Source organism: Mycoplasmopsis bovis PG45 (assembly GCF_000183385.1).
Taxonomy (GTDB): domain Bacteria; phylum Bacillota_I; class Bacilli_A; order Mycoplasmatales; family Metamycoplasmataceae; genus Mycoplasmopsis; species Mycoplasmopsis bovis.
In genome coordinates this window covers 308,105-325,936 of the sequence record NC_014760.1, presented here as the reverse complement: position 1 = coordinate 325,936, position 17,832 = coordinate 308,105, and the positions used below count along the sequence as shown (strand labels likewise).

Annotated in this window: 15 protein-coding genes and 4 rRNA genes; 1 reads left to right on the top strand and 18 read right to left on the bottom strand. The window is 38.4% G+C overall.

Features of this window, described 5'->3' with window-relative positions:
• Positions 1-136 precede the first annotated feature (136 nt).
• From MBOVPG45_RS01425 to MBOVPG45_RS01410, 4 genes are all read right to left on the bottom strand, one after another.
• Positions 137-3,022, bottom strand: a 23S ribosomal RNA gene (locus MBOVPG45_RS01425).
• A 309-nt stretch (positions 3,023-3,331) separates the two neighbouring features.
• A 16S ribosomal RNA gene (locus tag MBOVPG45_RS01420) occupies positions 3,332-4,845 on the bottom strand.
• 283 nt (positions 4,846-5,128) lie between these two features.
• A 23S ribosomal RNA gene (locus tag MBOVPG45_RS01415) occupies positions 5,129-8,014 on the bottom strand.
• A 311-nt stretch (positions 8,015-8,325) separates the two neighbouring features.
• Positions 8,326-9,839 (bottom strand): 16S ribosomal RNA (locus tag MBOVPG45_RS01410).
• Together the 16S and 23S rRNA genes form the textbook arrangement of a ribosomal RNA operon.
• A 320-nt stretch (positions 9,840-10,159) precedes the next feature.
• Here MBOVPG45_RS01410 and MBOVPG45_RS01405 point away from each other — a divergent pair.
• A complete protein-coding gene (locus MBOVPG45_RS01405; RefSeq protein ID WP_226057237.1) occupies positions 10,160-11,155 on the top strand; it encodes a histidine phosphatase family protein in 996 nt (331 codons plus the stop codon).
• A 31-nt stretch (positions 11,156-11,186) separates the two neighbouring features.
• Here MBOVPG45_RS01405 and MBOVPG45_RS01400 read toward each other — a convergent pair whose 3' ends face one another.
• From MBOVPG45_RS01400 to rpsC, 14 genes are all read right to left on the bottom strand, one after another.
• Positions 11,187-12,242 (bottom strand): Cof-type HAD-IIB family hydrolase, encoded by a 1,056-nt coding sequence (locus MBOVPG45_RS01400; protein ID WP_041309110.1) that lies wholly within the window; start codon positions 12,240-12,242, stop codon positions 11,187-11,189.
• Positions 12,243-12,372: 130 nt separating this feature from the next.
• Positions 12,373-12,807: a 50S ribosomal protein L15 gene (gene rplO / locus MBOVPG45_RS01395; RefSeq protein WP_013456526.1), complete on the bottom strand. Its 435-nt coding sequence runs from the start codon at positions 12,805-12,807 to the stop codon at positions 12,373-12,375.
• Between the two features lie 18 nt (positions 12,808-12,825).
• The gene (gene rpsE / locus MBOVPG45_RS01390) at positions 12,826-13,521 is read right to left on the bottom strand and encodes a 30S ribosomal protein S5 (RefSeq protein WP_013456085.1); all 696 of its coding nucleotides are present in this window, start codon (positions 13,519-13,521) and stop codon (positions 12,826-12,828) included.
• A gap of 2 nt (positions 13,522-13,523) precedes the next feature.
• A complete protein-coding gene (gene rplR / locus MBOVPG45_RS01385; protein ID WP_013456329.1) occupies positions 13,524-13,874 on the bottom strand; it encodes a 50S ribosomal protein L18 in 351 nt (116 codons plus the stop codon).
• A 24-nt stretch (positions 13,875-13,898) separates the two neighbouring features.
• Positions 13,899-14,438 (bottom strand): 50S ribosomal protein L6, encoded by a 540-nt coding sequence (gene rplF, locus MBOVPG45_RS01380; protein WP_013455947.1) that lies wholly within the window; start codon positions 14,436-14,438, stop codon positions 13,899-13,901.
• Between the two features lie 9 nt (positions 14,439-14,447).
• On the bottom strand, positions 14,448-14,843 hold the full coding sequence (rpsH, locus tag MBOVPG45_RS01375; protein ID WP_013456034.1) for a 30S ribosomal protein S8: 396 nt from the start codon (positions 14,841-14,843) through the stop codon (positions 14,448-14,450).
• 1 nt (position 14,844) lies between these two features.
• The gene (locus MBOVPG45_RS01370) at positions 14,845-15,030 is read right to left on the bottom strand and encodes a type Z 30S ribosomal protein S14 (RefSeq protein WP_013455972.1); all 186 of its coding nucleotides are present in this window, start codon (positions 15,028-15,030) and stop codon (positions 14,845-14,847) included.
• Positions 15,031-15,032: 2 nt separating this feature from the next.
• Entirely contained in the window at positions 15,033-15,578 is a 546-nt protein-coding gene (gene rplE, locus MBOVPG45_RS01365) for a 50S ribosomal protein L5 (RefSeq protein ID WP_013022166.1), read from the bottom strand.
• 2 nt (positions 15,579-15,580) lie between these two features.
• Positions 15,581-15,907 carry a 50S ribosomal protein L24 gene (gene rplX, locus MBOVPG45_RS01360; protein ID WP_013456495.1) on the bottom strand — a complete coding sequence of 109 codons (327 nt, stop codon included), beginning with the start codon at positions 15,905-15,907 and terminating at the stop codon, positions 15,581-15,583.
• Between the two features lie 12 nt (positions 15,908-15,919).
• Positions 15,920-16,288: a 50S ribosomal protein L14 gene (rplN, locus tag MBOVPG45_RS01355; RefSeq protein WP_004023950.1), complete on the bottom strand. Its 369-nt coding sequence runs from the start codon at positions 16,286-16,288 to the stop codon at positions 15,920-15,922.
• 3 nt (positions 16,289-16,291) lie between these two features.
• On the bottom strand, positions 16,292-16,558 hold the full coding sequence (gene rpsQ / locus MBOVPG45_RS01350) for a 30S ribosomal protein S17 (RefSeq protein ID WP_013456343.1): 267 nt from the start codon (positions 16,556-16,558) through the stop codon (positions 16,292-16,294).
• Entirely contained in the window at positions 16,558-16,755 is a 198-nt protein-coding gene (gene rpmC / locus MBOVPG45_RS01345; RefSeq protein WP_013456156.1) for a 50S ribosomal protein L29, read from the bottom strand. Before rpmC ends, rpsQ begins: the two co-directional genes overlap by 1 nt.
• A complete protein-coding gene (rplP, locus tag MBOVPG45_RS01340; RefSeq protein ID WP_013456225.1) occupies positions 16,755-17,180 on the bottom strand; it encodes a 50S ribosomal protein L16 in 426 nt (141 codons plus the stop codon). The genes rpmC and rplP overlap by 1 nt, the downstream gene beginning before the upstream one ends.
• Positions 17,180-17,830: a 30S ribosomal protein S3 gene (gene rpsC / locus MBOVPG45_RS01335; protein WP_013456110.1), complete on the bottom strand. Its 651-nt coding sequence runs from the start codon at positions 17,828-17,830 to the stop codon at positions 17,180-17,182. Before rpsC ends, rplP begins: the two co-directional genes overlap by 1 nt.
• Positions 17,831-17,832 lie beyond the last annotated feature (2 nt).

Here is a 17,832-nt window from a genome sequence, read left to right as displayed (position 1 = left end):
TAGTAAATAATTTGATCTTTATAATGCATACTGTTTTCAAAATAAGAAAATAAAAAAGTGCCTTGGCACTAGTATATTCTCTGAAAACTGAATAGTAATTTATATAATTCATTGAAATGTCTTAATCAACATCTCTACTTTTAAACCTTTCAATTTATTAGTACTGGTCAGCTCAACACATTACTGTGCTTACACATCCAGCCTATCAACCTCATAGTCTATAAGGAATTTCAAGGGAATACTAATCTCTGAGGAGGCTTCCCACTTAGATGCTTTCAGCGGTTATCCTTTCCGTACTTAGCTACCCAGCCATGCTCCTGGCGGAACAACTGGAACACCAGCGGTACGTCCACTCCGGTCCTCTCGTACTAAGAGCGGCTCTCATCAATATTCCAACGCCCACATCAGATAGGGACCAAACTGTCTCACGACGTTTTGAACCCAGCTCGCGTACCGCTTTAATGGGCGAACAGCCCAACCCTTGGAACCGACTCCAGCTCCAGGATGCGATGAGCCGACATCGAGGTGCCAAACCTTGCCGTCGATGTGATCTCTTGGGCAAGATTAGCCTGTTATCCCCAGGGTAACTTTTATCCGTTGAGCGACTGCCATTCCACAATGTACAGCCGGATCACTAAGTCCTGCTTTCGCACCTGCTCGACTTGTATGTCTCACAGTCAAGCACACTTCTGCCTTTGCGCTCTACATACGGTTTCTGACCGTACTGAGTGTACCTTTGAACGCCTCCGTTACTCTTTAGGAGGCGACCGCCCCAGTCAAACTACCCACCACGCACTGTCCTCCCACCTGATTATGATGGTAAGTTAGAAATTCAACATAACAAGGGTGGTATTTCAAGGTTGACTCCACTGCTACTGGCGTCTCAGCTTCAAAGTCTCCCACCTATCCTACACATGTTAGGCCAAATTCCAATACGAAGTTATAGTAAAGCTCCATGGGGTCTTTTCGTCTTGATGCGGGAACCCAGCGTTTTCACTGGGACCATAATTTCACCGAGTCTAGTGTTGAGACAGTTGAGAGATCATTATGCCTTTCGTGCAGGTCAGTATTTAGCCGACAAGGAATTTCGCTACCTTAGGACCGTTATAGTTACGGCCGCCGTTCACCCGGGCTTCATTTCAACGCTTCGCATAAGCTAACGCATCCACTTAACCTTCGGGCACTGGGCAGGCTTCACCCCCTATACATCACCTTGCGGTTTAGCAGAGAGTTGTGTTTTTGATAAACAGTTGCCCCTCATAATTTACTGTGGCCTATGTGTTACCATAGGCGCCCCTTCTTGCGAACTTACGGGGTCATTTTGCAGAGTTCCTTAACACTAGTTTTCTCGCTCGCCTTAGAATACTCATCTTGGGGACGTGTGTCCGTTCTTGGTACAGGTTTCAATAAAATTAAGTTTAGAAACTTTTCTAGGAAGCATGGAATTGGCAAATTCAGACAAAAGTCCTATGCATCATAGCTCCCAGTTATAGATTGCGGATTTGCCTACAATCACCAGTAACTACTTACCCCTAAATCCAATAATAGGTATGCTTATCCTTCTCCGTCACTCCATCACAATTAAAGAAAGTACAGGAATATTAACCTGTTGTCCATCGACTGCGCTTTTCAGCCTCGCCTTAGGTCCTGACTAACCCTGGGTGGACGAACCTTGCCCAGGAAACCTTCCCCAATAGGCGTCGTAGATTCTCACTACGAATCGTTACTCATACCGGCATTCTCACTTCTTAGCGCTCCACTAGTCTTTACAGTCTAGCTTCATTGCCCTAAGAACGCTCCTCTAACGTACATAAATGTACCCGTAGCTTCGGTATCGTGTTTTACTCCCGTTACATTGTCGGCGCAAGGTCTCTTGACTAGTGAGCTATTACGCACTCTTTAAAAGATGGCTGCTTCTAAGCCAACTTCCTAGTTGTTTATGAAACCTCACAACCTTTCTGACTTAACACGATTTTGGGACCTTAGCTGACGATCTGGGTTGTTTCCCTCGCGAGCCGGGACGTTAGCACCCCGGTTCCGACTGCATAGCAATTCATAACGGTATTCAGAGTTTGATTATAGTCAGTACCCCTAGGCGAGGCCATTCCATATTCAGTGCTTTACCACCATTATTTAACACTACACGCTAGCCCTAAAGCTATTTCGAGGAGAACCAGCTATCTCCAAGTTCGATTGGAATTTCTCCGCTATTCACAAGTCATCCGGGCACGTTTCAGTGTACTACGGTTCGACCCTCCACTTAGGGTTAGCTAAGTTTCAGTCTGCTCATGAATAGGTCACCTGGTTTCGGGTGTACTCAAGCATACTAATCGCCCTATTAAGACTCGATTTCTCTACGGCTCCGCTTTTATCTGCTTAACCTTGCATGCTAAAGTAACTCGCCGGTCCATACTGCAAGATGTACGCCATCACCCATTAACGGGCTCTGTCTAATTGTAAGTAAGTGGTTTCAGAGTCTATTTCACTCCCCTCTCGGGGTTCTTTTCACCTTTCCCTCACGGTACTAGTTCGCTATCGGTGTCTGGTTAGTATTTAGCCTTACCGGGTGGTCCCGGCAAATTCAGACAGGGTTTCACGTGCCCCGCCCTACTCAGGATACAGTCAAGAGATTTAATAATTTCGCATACAGGGGTATCACCTTCTGTGCCGCTTCTTCCCAAAAGCTTCTGCTATTATTAAATTTTGTAACTCTATGTAGTCTGTCCTATGACCCCATTTAAAATGGTTTGGGCTCTTTCTCGTTCGCTCGCCGCTACTAAAGAAATCATTATTTATTTTCTTTTCCTCTTGCTACTAAGATGTTTCAGTTCACAAGGTATCTCGCTTTATGTCCTATGTATTCAGACATAAGCAACTATGCATTACCATAGTTAGGTTTCCCCATTCGGAAATCCCCGTTTCATAGCATATTTCCAGCTCTACGAGGCTTATCGCAGGTAATCACGTCCTTCATCGACTTCCAGACCCAAGGCATCCACCACAAACTCTTCCTTATTTAAAAGTAGTATTTTCCTATTGTTGTTAGTTTTAGATGTGTATTTTAAGACATTTCAATGAATCATATTAAATATGACTTACTCGATGAATCAAAACAAATTAACCATTAATTTGATTTTTGATGTCGTTGTAAATATCGAAAAATATTTTACTATTCAGTTTTCAAAGAACATATGAGAGAATGTTCTCTCAAAACTAGATATATAGCTTTTGACCTATTAATAAAAGCCATGACGTTTATAAATAAATATAGGTCTATTAATTTTGGTTATAAGTCTTTTTTATAGTGATAAAAGACAAGTGTACTCCGTAGAAAGGAGGTAATCCATCCCCACGTTCTCGTAGGGATACCTTGTTACGACTTAACCCCAGTCACCAGTCCTGCCTTAGGCAGTTTCTTTATAAACCGACTTCGGGCATTACCAGCTCCCATGGTTTGACGGGCGGTGTGTACAAGACCCGAGAACGTATTCACCGTAGCGTAGCTGATCTACGATTACTAGCGATTCCGACTTCATGAAGTCGAGTTGCAGACTTCAATCCGAACTGAGAACGGTTTTTTGAGGTTTGCTCCATGTTACCACTTCGCTTCTCTTTGTACCGTCCATTGTAGCACGTGTGTAGCCCCACTCGTAAGAGGCATGATGATTTGACGTCGTCCCCACCTTCCTCCCGATTACTCGGGCAGTCTCTTTAGAGTGCTCAACTAAATGGTAGTAACTAAGGATAAGGGTTGCGCTCGTTGCAGGACTTAACCGAACATCTCACGACACGAGCTGACGACAACCATGCACCATCTGTCATTCTGTTAACCTCCACTATGTCTCCATAGCTTTGCAGAAGATGTCAAGAGTGGGTAAGGTTCTACGCGTATCTTCAAATTAAACCACATGCTCCACCGCTTGTGCGGATCCCCGTCAATTCCTTTAAGTTTTATTCTTGCGAACGTACTACTCAGGCGGATCATTTAATGCGTTAGCTGCGTCGATGAGTTCCCCATCAACTAATGATCATCGTTTAGGGCGTGGACTACCAGGGTATCTAATCCTGTTTGCTCCCCACGCTTTCGTCTCTCAGTGTCAGTGTATGCCCAGTTAGCTGCCTTCGCCATATTGATGTTCTTCCTTATATCTACGCATTTCACCGCTTCACAAGGAATTCCGCTAACCTCTACATAACTCTAGTCTGCCAGTATCCAACGCGTTTTGGGGTTGAGCCCCAAAATTTAACGCCAGACTTAACAAACAACCTACAGACGCTTTACGCCCAATAATTTCGGATAACGCTTGCAACCTATGTATTACCGCGGCTGCTGGCACATAGTTAGCCGTTGCTTTCTAATCAGGTACCGTCAAGGTAGCATCATTTCCTATGCTACTTTTTCTTCCCTAACCACAGCAGTTTACAACCCATAGGGCCTTCATCCTGCACGCTGTGTCGCTCCATCAGACTTTCGTCCATTGTGGAATATTCCCTACTGCTGCCTCCCGTAGGAGTCTGGGCCGTATCTCAGTCCCAGTGTGGCGGATCAATCTCTCAACCCCGCTAAACATCATCGCCTTGGTGGGCCGTTACCTCACCAACTAGCTAATGTTGCGCACTCCGATCTTTTAGCGAAGCAAACGCTTCCTTTTATATTACTTTCATGCAAAAATAATAAGTATTCGGTATTATCGGATGTTTCCATCCGCTATCCCAATCTAAAAGGTACGTTGAGTACGTGTTACTCACCCATTCGCCGCTATGATATTGCTATCATCGCTCGACATGCATGTATTAGGCACACAGCCAGCGTTCATCCTGAGCCAGGATCAAACTCTCGAAAAAATTGACTGTCATGTTTATATATATCTAGTTTTCAAAGAACATTTCTAACCTGTTAAAAGGTCGCCTACTTATTATACACTAACAATTATTTTTAATAAATATTTTCAAACTTTTTTGGTAGCAATAAAAAATACGTTTTTCAGAGAACAATTTTGTGTTTTCGTAAAAAGAATTAAGAATTTTATCTTATTTCTAATAAAAAAAGTGCCTTGGCACTAGTATATTCTCTGAAAACTGAATAGTAATTTATATAATTCATTGAAATGTCTTAATCAACATCTCTACTTTTAAACCTTTCAATTTATTAGTACTGGTCAGCTCAACACATTACTGTGCTTACACATCCAGCCTATCAACCTCATAGTCTATAAGGAATTTCAAGGGAATACTAATCTCTGAGGAGGCTTCCCACTTAGATGCTTTCAGCGGTTATCCTTTCCGTACTTAGCTACCCAGCCATGCTCCTGGCGGAACAACTGGAACACCAGCGGTACGTCCACTCCGGTCCTCTCGTACTAAGAGCGGCTCTCATCAATATTCCAACGCCCACATCAGATAGGGACCAAACTGTCTCACGACGTTTTGAACCCAGCTCGCGTACCGCTTTAATGGGCGAACAGCCCAACCCTTGGAACCGACTCCAGCTCCAGGATGCGATGAGCCGACATCGAGGTGCCAAACCTTGCCGTCGATGTGATCTCTTGGGCAAGATTAGCCTGTTATCCCCAGGGTAACTTTTATCCGTTGAGCGACTGCCATTCCACAATGTACAGCCGGATCACTAAGTCCTGCTTTCGCACCTGCTCGACTTGTATGTCTCACAGTCAAGCACACTTCTGCCTTTGCGCTCTACATACGGTTTCTGACCGTACTGAGTGTACCTTTGAACGCCTCCGTTACTCTTTAGGAGGCGACCGCCCCAGTCAAACTACCCACCACGCACTGTCCTCCCACCTGATTATGATGGTAAGTTAGAAATTCAACATAACAAGGGTGGTATTTCAAGGTTGACTCCACTGCTACTGGCGTCTCAGCTTCAAAGTCTCCCACCTATCCTACACATGTTAGGCCAAATTCCAATACGAAGTTATAGTAAAGCTCCATGGGGTCTTTTCGTCTTGATGCGGGAACCCAGCGTTTTCACTGGGACCATAATTTCACCGAGTCTAGTGTTGAGACAGTTGAGAGATCATTATGCCTTTCGTGCAGGTCAGTATTTAGCCGACAAGGAATTTCGCTACCTTAGGACCGTTATAGTTACGGCCGCCGTTCACCCGGGCTTCATTTCAACGCTTCGCATAAGCTAACGCATCCACTTAACCTTCGGGCACTGGGCAGGCTTCACCCCCTATACATCACCTTGCGGTTTAGCAGAGAGTTGTGTTTTTGATAAACAGTTGCCCCTCATAATTTACTGTGGCCTATGTGTTACCATAGGCGCCCCTTCTTGCGAACTTACGGGGTCATTTTGCAGAGTTCCTTAACACTAGTTTTCTCGCTCGCCTTAGAATACTCATCTTGGGGACGTGTGTCCGTTCTTGGTACAGGTTTCAATAAAATTAAGTTTAGAAACTTTTCTAGGAAGCATGGAATTGGCAAATTCAGACAAAAGTCCTATGCATCATAGCTCCCAGTTATAGATTGCGGATTTGCCTACAATCACCAGTAACTACTTACCCCTAAATCCAATAATAGGTATGCTTATCCTTCTCCGTCACTCCATCACAATTAAAGAAAGTACAGGAATATTAACCTGTTGTCCATCGACTACGCTTTTCAGCCTCGCCTTAGGTCCTGACTAACCCTGGGTGGACGAACCTTGCCCAGGAAACCTTCCCCAATAGGCGTCGTAGATTCTCACTACGAATCGTTACTCATACCGGCATTCTCACTTCTTAGCGCTCCACTAGTCTTTACAGTCTAGCTTCATTGCCCTAAGAACGCTCCTCTAACGTACATAAATGTACCCGTAGCTTCGGTATCGTGTTTTACTCCCGTTACATTGTCGGCGCAAGGTCTCTTGACTAGTGAGCTATTACGCACTCTTTAAAAGATGGCTGCTTCTAAGCCAACTTCCTAGTTGTTTATGAAACCTCACAACCTTTCTGACTTAACACGATTTTGGGACCTTAGCTGACGATCTGGGTTGTTTCCCTCGCGAGCCGGGACGTTAGCACCCCGGTTCCGACTGCATAGCAATTCATAACGGTATTCAGAGTTTGATTATAGTCAGTACCCCTAGGCGAGGCCATTCCATATTCAGTGCTTTACCACCATTATTTAACACTACACGCTAGCCCTAAAGCTATTTCGAGGAGAACCAGCTATCTCCAAGTTCGATTGGAATTTCTCCGCTATTCACAAGTCATCCGGGCACGTTTCAGTGTACTACGGTTCGACCCTCCACTTAGGGTTAGCTAAGTTTCAGTCTGCTCATGAATAGGTCACCTGGTTTCGGGTGTACTCAAGCATACTAATCGCCCTATTAAGACTCGATTTCTCTACGGCTCCGCTTTTATCTGCTTAACCTTGCATGCTAAAGTAACTCGCCGGTCCATACTGCAAGATGTACGCCATCACCCATTAACGGGCTCTGTCTAATTGTAAGTAAGTGGTTTCAGAGTCTATTTCACTCCCCTCTCGGGGTTCTTTTCACCTTTCCCTCACGGTACTAGTTCGCTATCGGTGTCTGGTTAGTATTTAGCCTTACCGGGTGGTCCCGGCAAATTCAGACAGGGTTTCACGTGCCCCGCCCTACTCAGGATACAGTCAAGAGATTTAATAATTTCGCATACAGGGGTATCACCTTCTGTGCCGCTTCTTCCCAAAAGCTTCTGCTATTATTAAATTTTGTAACTCTATGTAGTCTGTCCTATGACCCCATTTAAAATGGTTTGGGCTCTTTCTCGTTCGCTCGCCGCTACTAAAGAAATCATTATTTATTTTCTTTTCCTCTTGCTACTAAGATGTTTCAGTTCACAAGGTATCTCGCTTTATGTCCTATGTATTCAGACATAAGCAACTATGCATTACCATAGTTAGGTTTCCCCATTCGGAAATCCCCGTTTCATAGCATATTTCCAGCTCTACGAGGCTTATCGCAGGTAATCACGTCCTTCATCGACTTCCAGACCCAAGGCATCCACCACAAACTCTTCCTTATTTAAAAGTAGTATTTTCCTATTGTTGTTAGTTTTAGATGTGTATTTTAAGACATTTCAATGAATCATATTAAATATGACTTACTCGATGAATCAAAACAAATTAACCATTAATTTGATTTTTGATGTCGTTGTAAATATCGAAAAATATTTTACTATTCAGTTTTCAAAGAACATATGAGAGAATGTTCTCTCAAAACTAGATATATAGCTTTTGACCTATTAATAAAAGCCATGACGTTTATAAATAAATATAGGTCTAGTAATTTTGGTTATAAGTCTTTTTTTTATAGTGATAAAAGACAAGTGTACTCCGTAGAAAGGAGGTAATCCATCCCCACGTTCTCGTAGGGATACCTTGTTACGACTTAACCCCAGTCACCAGTCCTGCCTTAGGCAGTTTCTTTATAAACCGACTTCGGGCATTACCAGCTCCCATGGTTTGACGGGCGGTGTGTACAAGACCCGAGAACGTATTCACCGTAGCGTAGCTGATCTACGATTACTAGCGATTCCGACTTCATGAAGTCGAGTTGCAGACTTCAATCCGAACTGAGAACGGTTTTTTGAGGTTTGCTCCATGTCACCACTTCGCTTCTCTTTGTACCGTCCATTGTAGCACGTGTGTAGCCCCACTCGTAAGAGGCATGATGATTTGACGTCGTCCCCACCTTCCTCCCGATTACTCGGGCAGTCTCCTTAGAGTGCTCAACTAAATGGTAGTAACTAAGGATAAGGGTTGCGCTCGTTGCAGGACTTAACCGAACATCTCACGACACGAGCTGACGACAACCATGCACCATCTGTCATTCTGTTAACCTCCACTATGTCTCTATAGCTTTGCAGAAGATGTCAAGAGTGGGTAAGGTTCTACGCGTATCTTCAAATTAAACCACATGCTCCACCGCTTGTGCGGATCCCCGTCAATTCCTTTAAGTTTTATTCTTGCGAACGTACTACTCAGGCGGATCATTTAATGCGTTAGCTGCGTCGATGAGTTCCCCATCAACTAATGATCATCGTTTAGGGCGTGGACTACCAGGGTATCTAATCCTGTTTGCTCCCCACGCTTTCGTCTCTCAGTGTCAGTGTATGCCCAGTTAGCTGCCTTCGCCATATTGATGTTCTTCCTTATATCTACGCATTTCACCGCTTCACAAGGAATTCCGCTAACCTCTACATAACTCTAGTCTGCCAGTATCCAACGCGTTTTGGGGTTGAGCCCCAAAATTTAACGCCAGACTTAACAAACAACCTACAGACGCTTTACGCCCAATAATTTCGGATAACGCTTGCAACCTATGTATTACCGCGGCTGCTGGCACATAGTTAGCCGTTGCTTTCTAATCAGGTACCGTCAAGGTAGCATCATTTCCTATGCTACTTTTTCTTCCCTAACCACAGCAGTTTACAACCCATAGGGCCTTCATCCTGCACGCTGTGTCGCTCCATCAGACTTTCGTCCATTGTGGAATATTCCCTACTGCTGCCTCCCGTAGGAGTCTGGGCCGTATCTCAGTCCCAGTGTGGCGGATCAATCTCTCAACCCCGCTAAACATCATCGCCTTGGTGGGCCGTTACCTCACCAACTAGCTAATGTTGCGCACTCCGATCTTTTAGCGAAGCAAACGCTTCCTTTTATATTACTTTCATGCAAAAATAATAAGTATTCGGTATTATCGGATGTTTCCATCCGCTATCCCAATCTAAAAGGTACGTTGAGTACGTGTTACTCACCCATTCGCCGCTATGATATTGCTATCATCGCTCGACATGCATGTATTAGGCACACAGCCAGCGTTCATCCTGAGCCAGGATCAAACTCTCGAAAAAATTGACTGTCATGTTTATATATATCTAGTTTTCAAAGAACATTTCTAACCTGTTAAAAGGTCACCTATTTATTATACACATATTTTGAATTTAGTAAATATTTTTTGTAAAAATATTTTGAGCAAAATAAAGTGTGTAAGTTATACAACGCGCTAAAAAACGCGTTAAAAATAATATACACTAATCAAAATTAAAACAAAGTAAAAAAGTAAATAAATTTGCATTTTTTACTATAAAAAATATTGTGCAATCTATAAGAATATAATTTAAATTATTTTATTATGTGATTTAACTTTATATATTAATTTACTGCGAGGTTGATGATGAAAAGAATAATGCTTTCAAGACACGGCGTTAGATATCCTTTTGAATTTAGAGATAAGTTTAAAAATATTTTTAGTAAAGATATTGTTAACTGAAATTATGATTCTACGCTAAATGCTAATTTGACAAATAAGGGTGCATTACTAGAATTATTATTTGCTAAATTCTTAAGAAAATACTTGTGCATAAATAATGATAATACTATAAATATAGTTGCTAATTCAACAAGCAGAACATATGAAACAGCAAGATTGCTTTCCCTAGGTCTTGTGCCTGGTAAGCAAATTAAGATTGAATGCTCAGACTTATCATTTGCTAAAAGAGATCCTTGGTTTGAGCTTAATTATCCTAATCAATCCTATATCAATAATGATAGAGTAAATGAATTTGACCAAAAGGCTGCAAAATTAGGAATATATGATAAGTTTAAAGAGATATTTAACTTAGATAATGAATGCTTATATATGCAAAGTAATACAACTCTTAGCTATGCAGAAGGTGAATGGCTTAAACCTTCTGGCAAGCTTTTTTACTCATCTAGCACTTCTGATGTTATGCAATCAATGTTTTATGATGGATTTAAGGAAAGTGAAATATTTAGATCGCAGGATTTTATTTCTGATTTAAAACTCATTTTAAAGGCTAAGGATTTTGTAATTGATTTAATTTGAAACAATCCAAAGTTGGCTTTAGAAAGTGAAAAAAATATTTATCAACTATTAAAAAGTTGCTTTTATAACAATAGTGACCTTAACATTTTAGTTGGGCATGACACTAACATTGCAACTGTTTTAGGGGTTTTGGATATAGAAGTGCCTGAACTTAATCAGTTAGAAAAATATCCAATTGGCTCAAAATTAATCTTTAGTGTCTATGATGACAAGTCATTTGACCTAGAATTAGCTTATTTTGATTATCAAGACATAAGAAACTTTAATGTAAATATTGAACCAAAAGTTGTGTCACTAGGTTCTAAATTAAAATTGAAATAACAAAGCGGTAGCAAAGTATTGCTACTTTTATTTATTCTAAGAACAAATCATTAACTATTTCATTTATTCACCCATCATTATTGGTTTTATCAGAAATATAGCTAACTTTTTTTAAAACTTCGGGTCTTGCATTGATATGACTAAATGATAATGAAGCTAATTCAATTAAAGATAAATCATTATCTGAATCGCCAAAAACTACTGTTTTGTTTAGATCTATATTATTTTCACTTGTAATTTTAAATAATGCATTGCCTTTTGAACACTTTATTCCAATATCTATGAAATTGCTGTGTGTTTGTACGGCATGAAGTTCATTAAATTGTTTGCAAAAGCGAACTAATTTATTAACTTTTTGATTTTGATTACTTTCAAATGTTACAAAAACTTTATAAATTTTTTTGTCATCAAAAAAATTAGGCTCAGGGTTTAATGTTCAACTTTCTTTTTTCATTCCTGTTGCTTCTTTATTTTGTTTATATGCTGATGAATTTTGAACATCAATACCAGCCATTCCTTTATCATGAAAAATGTAGTAAGCTAATTCTAATTCTTTGCATTTGTTCATAATTTTGTAAGCTATATATTTTTGTATCTCTAAGCCATAAGTTAGTTCAAAATTATTATTGTCATAAATCATTGCACCATTAGCACAAATTATTGGCATATTAAGATTTATTTTTTCAAAATAGTTTTCGAAGTTAAAAAATGAACCACTTGTTGCTAAAATTATTTTTTTTCCTAATTTTGTTAATTCATTTATTGTTTTTATGTTTTGAAACTGAAGCATTTTTTTATCATCTAAAATAGTGCCGCCAACATCGAAAACAAAGTATTCAAAATCATCTAATGAAGGATTAAATTTTTCAAAATAAACATATGGGGGCTTAAAATAAGTCATTTTAGTAAAAATAAATGAATTAGATCCTTGTTCTTGTATACTGAATATTAATGAGTTTGCTTGATTTTGACTAATAATTTTTGATACTAAAAAGGTAGACAAGCTATTTAAATTTAGTCTGTAAGTGTTATTAAAATCATAATATTCTTGGCTTTTTAAAATAATTTTATGACAAATACTATCCATGTTAACTCCTTTTTTAAAAAATGCTTACATAATTTATATCTAAAAATAAAAAAATGTGTTCTTGTTTGCATCTAAAGTGCAATTAAACACATTTTTGTATAAAAGTTTTTGAATTATTAAAATGAATTAATTAAAGAATTGTGAATTTTCCACCAGCTTGTTCAACTGCATCAATTGCACTTTTTGAAGCTGCATGTAAGCTTACATTAAGTTTTTTAGTTAATTTACCATTGCCTAGTAATTTAACAGGTAATGATCTTTTAATTAAATTAGCTTTGAATAATGCTTCTAAATCTACTGTAGCATTGGCTTTGAAGTTTTCTTCTAAATCTTTGAGATTAACAACTTGGTATTCAATATGATTTACGTTTGTAAATCCTCTTTTACCAATACGACGGAATCATGGGGTTTGACCACCTTCAAATCCTAATCTGTGACCATGACGTTTATTTTGACCTGATTGACCTTTACCAGCTTGCTTACCTTTACCAGCAGCATGCCCTCTACCAACACGGTGTTTTTCAACACGTGAGCCAGGAGTTGATTTCAATGTATGTAATTTCATTTTATTCTCCTTAATAGATTAACCTAAAAGGTCTTTAACGTTTTTGTCTCTGATTTCAGCAATTTGTTCAGGTGTTCTTAATTGTTGCAAGGCTTTAAGAGTTGCTCTAACAATATTAGCTTTTGAACGAGAACCATAGGTTTTTGTGTAAATATCTGTGTATCCTGCTAATTCAACAACTGCACGAACAGTTCCTGAAGCAACGATACCTTTACCTTTAGGAGCTGGTTTAAGCATAACTTTAGAAGCTAAGAATTTAGCGTGAATTTCATGTGGCACAGTAATTTTGTTTTGAATTGGAACTGTAATAAGGTGATTTCTTGCATCCTTAACAGCTTTTTTAATTGCATCAGGAACTTCATTTGCTTTTCCGTGACCAAAACCTACTTTACCTTTTTTATCACCAACAACTACAAAAGCTGAGAATGAGAATCTACGTCCGCCTTTAACAACTTTTGTAACACGGCTAATGTTTACCACTTTTTCACTAAACTCATTGTTAGCTTCGCCAAAACGAGTACGGTTTTTTACTTTGTTAGCTCTATCAGCACCTTTTTTAGATAAATCCTTAGAATCGTGAGCACTTCTTTTTTCTCAAATTTGTTTTTTAGCTCCTGATTCGGTTCTCTTTGGAGCGCTAATACTTTGGGTTTTAGCTGCAGTTGGCTTATTTTCTACTTTAGCCTTAACTGTCTTGTTTTCTAAATCTGCCATAATTAGAATTTAACTCCTTTTGATCTTACTGCCTCTGCAAATGCCTTAACACGGCCATGGTAGATGTAACCTGAACGGTCAAAGACAATGCTTTCAATTTTTAAGCCCTTAATAATTTCACCCATTTTCTCACCTGCAGCAGTTGCAGCTTGAATATTTCCGTTAAATTTGCCTTTTTCTAGTGTTGAAACACTAGCTAATGTAATTCCTTTAGTATCGTCAATTAATTGTGCATAAAAGTTTTGAAGTGATTTAAATACGCATAGTCTTGGTTTAACTGCTGTACCACTAATGTGTTGACGTTCACGTCTGTGTTTAAGTTGACGCGCTTGATTTCTTGATAATGTTGCCATTTTATAAAATCCTCTCTTACTCAACTACTTAGAAGCAGTTTTTCCTTCTTTACGACGAATAACTTCATCCTTGTATGCAATACCTTTACCTGAATATGGTATAGGTTTTCTTACAGCTCTAACAACTGCTGCAAATTGACCAACTATTTCTTTATCGATACCTGAAATTACTAATTCTACTGGTTTAGGAACTTCAACTTTGATTCCAGCAGGAACATCTAAGTTTACTAAGTGTGAATAACCAGCAGAAACTTCTAAAACATCACCTTTAAGTGTGAATTTAAAACCAACACCTTTGATAACTAATTCTTTCTTATAACCTTTTGATACACCAATAAGCATATTTGAGATAAGAGCATTAGTTGTTCCATGTAATTGTTTTGTAGATTTTTCTTCATTTGCTCTAATTGTGCTAATTTGATTATTTTCAACTTTAAGTGCAATTAGTGGACTAATGTTTCTTTGTAACTTACCAAGTGGCCCTTCAATTGTTAATAAAGTGCCATCTTGAGTTAATGAAACTTTTTCAGGAATGGTTAATATTCTGTTTCCGACACGAGACATCAAAACCTCCTATCAAATGTAGGCAAGTACTTCACCACCTACATTTTCCTTACGAGCTTGTTTTTCAGTCATTACACCTTTAGAAGTTGAAATTATTGCAGTACCATAACCTGATAATACCGATGGTAAATTATTAGCAGAAGCATATACTCTAAGACCAGGTTTAGAAATACGCTTGAAGTCGATAATAGCAGATTGATTGCCTTTGTATTTTAATGAAACTTCTAGCGCCTTGTCTTTACCTTCGTCTTTTGTAATAAAACTTGCAATGTAGCCTTCATTTAAAAGAATTTCTAGAATTTTTGCCTTTTTGTTTGAATAAGGAATAAGCACAGTTTTAAATTTTCTTTGATTTGCATTTTTGATTCTAACAATCATATCTGAAATAGGATCTGTTATAAACATATTATCAACTCGCTTTCTTCATACCAGGTATCTTGCCTTGGTGAGCTAATTCACGGAAACAGATACGGCAGATTTTGTATTTTCTTAAAACTGCATGCACACGACCACATAGTTCGCAACGTGTATAAGCACGTGTTGAAAATTTAGGGTGCTTTTTTTGCTTAGCTTTTAATGAACTTTTAGCCATAATTATTTTTCTCCCTTACTAAAAGGCATTCCAATTAATTCTAATAAACTTCTAGCTTCTTTATCACTGTTCACTGATGTAATAATTTGTACATCAAGGCCTTTAATTCTTCTAATTTTGTCAAATTCAATTTCTGGGAAGATGATTTCTTCTTTTACTCCAAATGAGTAATTTCCTCTTCCGTCAAATGCTTTAGGATTAGCACCACGGAAGTCACGAATACGTGGCATAGCAACATTAATGAATTTTTCTAAGAAGTCTCACATTCTATCTCTTCTTAGTGTTACTTTACCACCCATTGCCATACCTTCACGAAGTTTTCATGAAGCGTTTGATTTTTTAGCACGGGTTTGAAATGGTTTTTGTCCTGAAATTTGAGTTAGTTCATTTAGCACTTCTTCAATTGCCTTTGAGTTTGTAACTTCTTTACCAGCTGTCATATTAAGCACGATTTTTTCTAATCTTGGAACTTGCATAATTGATTTATAGCCATATTGCTTCATTAAAGCAGGAACTACATCAGTTAAATATTTTTGCTTTAAGTTCATAATTAAATTTCCTTCTTAGTTTTACGTAAGATACGTACTTTTTTATTATCTTTGTCAAATTTGTATCCAATTTTAGAAAATTGTGCTGGTGATGTCTTAGTTGCTTTTTTAACTAAGATTGAAAGATTTGAAATATGAATTGGAGCTTCCATTTTCTTAATTGAGCCATCATTACCTTGACCAGGTTTTACGTGTTTAGTTACTATATTAATGTCTTTAACTATTGCAGTATTGTTGTTAATATCTACTCTAACAATACGACCGGTTTTGCCCTTATGTGAGCCAGCAATAACTATTACTTCATCATTTTTCTTAAACTTGATTTTCATAATAATCCTTTTTTATAGCACTTCTGGTGCAAGTGAGACAATCTTTAGATAACCTTTATCACGCAATTCACGAGCCACAGGGCCAAATACACGAGTTCCTCTAGGTGTTTTATCGTCTTTAATAATTACAACTGCATTATCGTCAAAACGAATGTGTTGACCGTTTTCACGGTGAATACCATAAACCGATCTAACAATAACTGCTTTAACTACTTGACCTTCTTTAACAATACCTGTAGGAATAGCTTTTTTAACTGAGCAAATAATTACGTCGCCAATGTTTGCTGTTTTTTTACGTGAGCCGCCAAGAACTCTAATAACACCAACTTCTTTTGCTCCTGAATTATCAGCAACATTTAATTTGGATAGTTCTAAAACCATAGATTATTTTTCTCCTTGAACTGCGGCTTGCTTAATTGCAACTAAACGGAAGTGCTTTGTTTTAGAAAGCGGTCTAGTTTCCATAATAGTTACAATGTCATTAACATTAGCAATATTTTTTTCATCGTGTACAGCAAATTTTTTGACTACTCTATAACGTTTTGAATACAAGGCATGTGATCTGTGGCTTTCAACTTCAACAATGATAGTCTTGTCACCACGAGCAGATATAACTTTGCCTTGTAAAGTTTTACGTGTATTTCTTTCCATTATTTAGCTCCCTTTGCTCTTGCATTTAGCTCAGTTTTTACTCTAGCAATATCTCTTCTAATTGCTTTAATTTTGTGGCTTTGGTCTAAGCTTCCAACAGCTTTTTTGAAATTCAAAGTTCATAATTCAGCTTCAAAGTCTTTTACTAGTTTTTGGAGCTCATCAACTGACTTAACTTTAATATCTTTATAAAGCATTATTGATTTTCTCCTTCACTCTTAGTAATAATTTTTCATGACACTGGTAATTTGTGACCACCTAATCTAAGTGCATCACGTGCAATTTCTTCAGAAACACCTGAAACTTCAAACATAACTGTATTTACTTTAACAGCTGTATATCATTTTTCAGGAGAACCTTTACCTGAACCCATACGAACACCAATAGGTTTAGATGTTTTTGAGAAGTGAGGGAAGATTCTAATAATAACATTACCTTCACGACCCATTCTACGTGTAATAGCAATACGAGCAGCTTCAATTTGACGTGCATCTACTCAGGCAGATGTAACTGCTTGTAAGCCGAATTCGCCAAATTCTACTGTATTACCTTTGTGAGCTTTTCTTTTATCATGACGTACTAAAAAAGGCTTACGATATTTAGTTCTTTTTGGTTGAAGCATTATTTATCTCCTTCCAAAAGTTCACCTTTAGAAATTCAAACTTTAACACCAATAGCACCATAAATGGTTCTAGCTGTTGCCTTTGCAAAGTCAACATCTTGTCTTAGGGTGTGAAGTCTCATTTCACCACGGCTGTAGCCTTCTGCTCTAGCCATATCAACACCATTTAAACGTCCTGAAACCTGGGTTTTAATTCCTTTTGCACCAGCTCTAAGTGCATCATTAATAACTAACTTTTGAGCAACACGAAAACTTTCACGGTTTTCTAATTTCTGTGCTATAGCTTCTGCAGCTAGTCTAGCATTTAATTCAGGTTGTTTCAATAATGAAACTTGTAAATTAATATCAAGTGATTTGTTTTTTAGATATTTTTGTAAATCTTTGGTAATTTTTTCAATATTTGTGCCATTTTTACCTAATAATTTAGCTGGTTGGCTAGTTTGTAAGACAACAGTAACTTTTTGTGCCTTAGTTCTTTTAATAAGGGTATTTCCAATTTGGTATTTTCTAACTAATTTATCAAAGAATTTGTAGATTTTAGCATCTTGAACTAATAAGTCCCCATAGTTTTGCTTTTCAGCAAATCAAACAGAGTTAATAGGCTTTGTAATTCCATAACGGAAGCCATTTGGATTAACTTTTTGTCCCATGA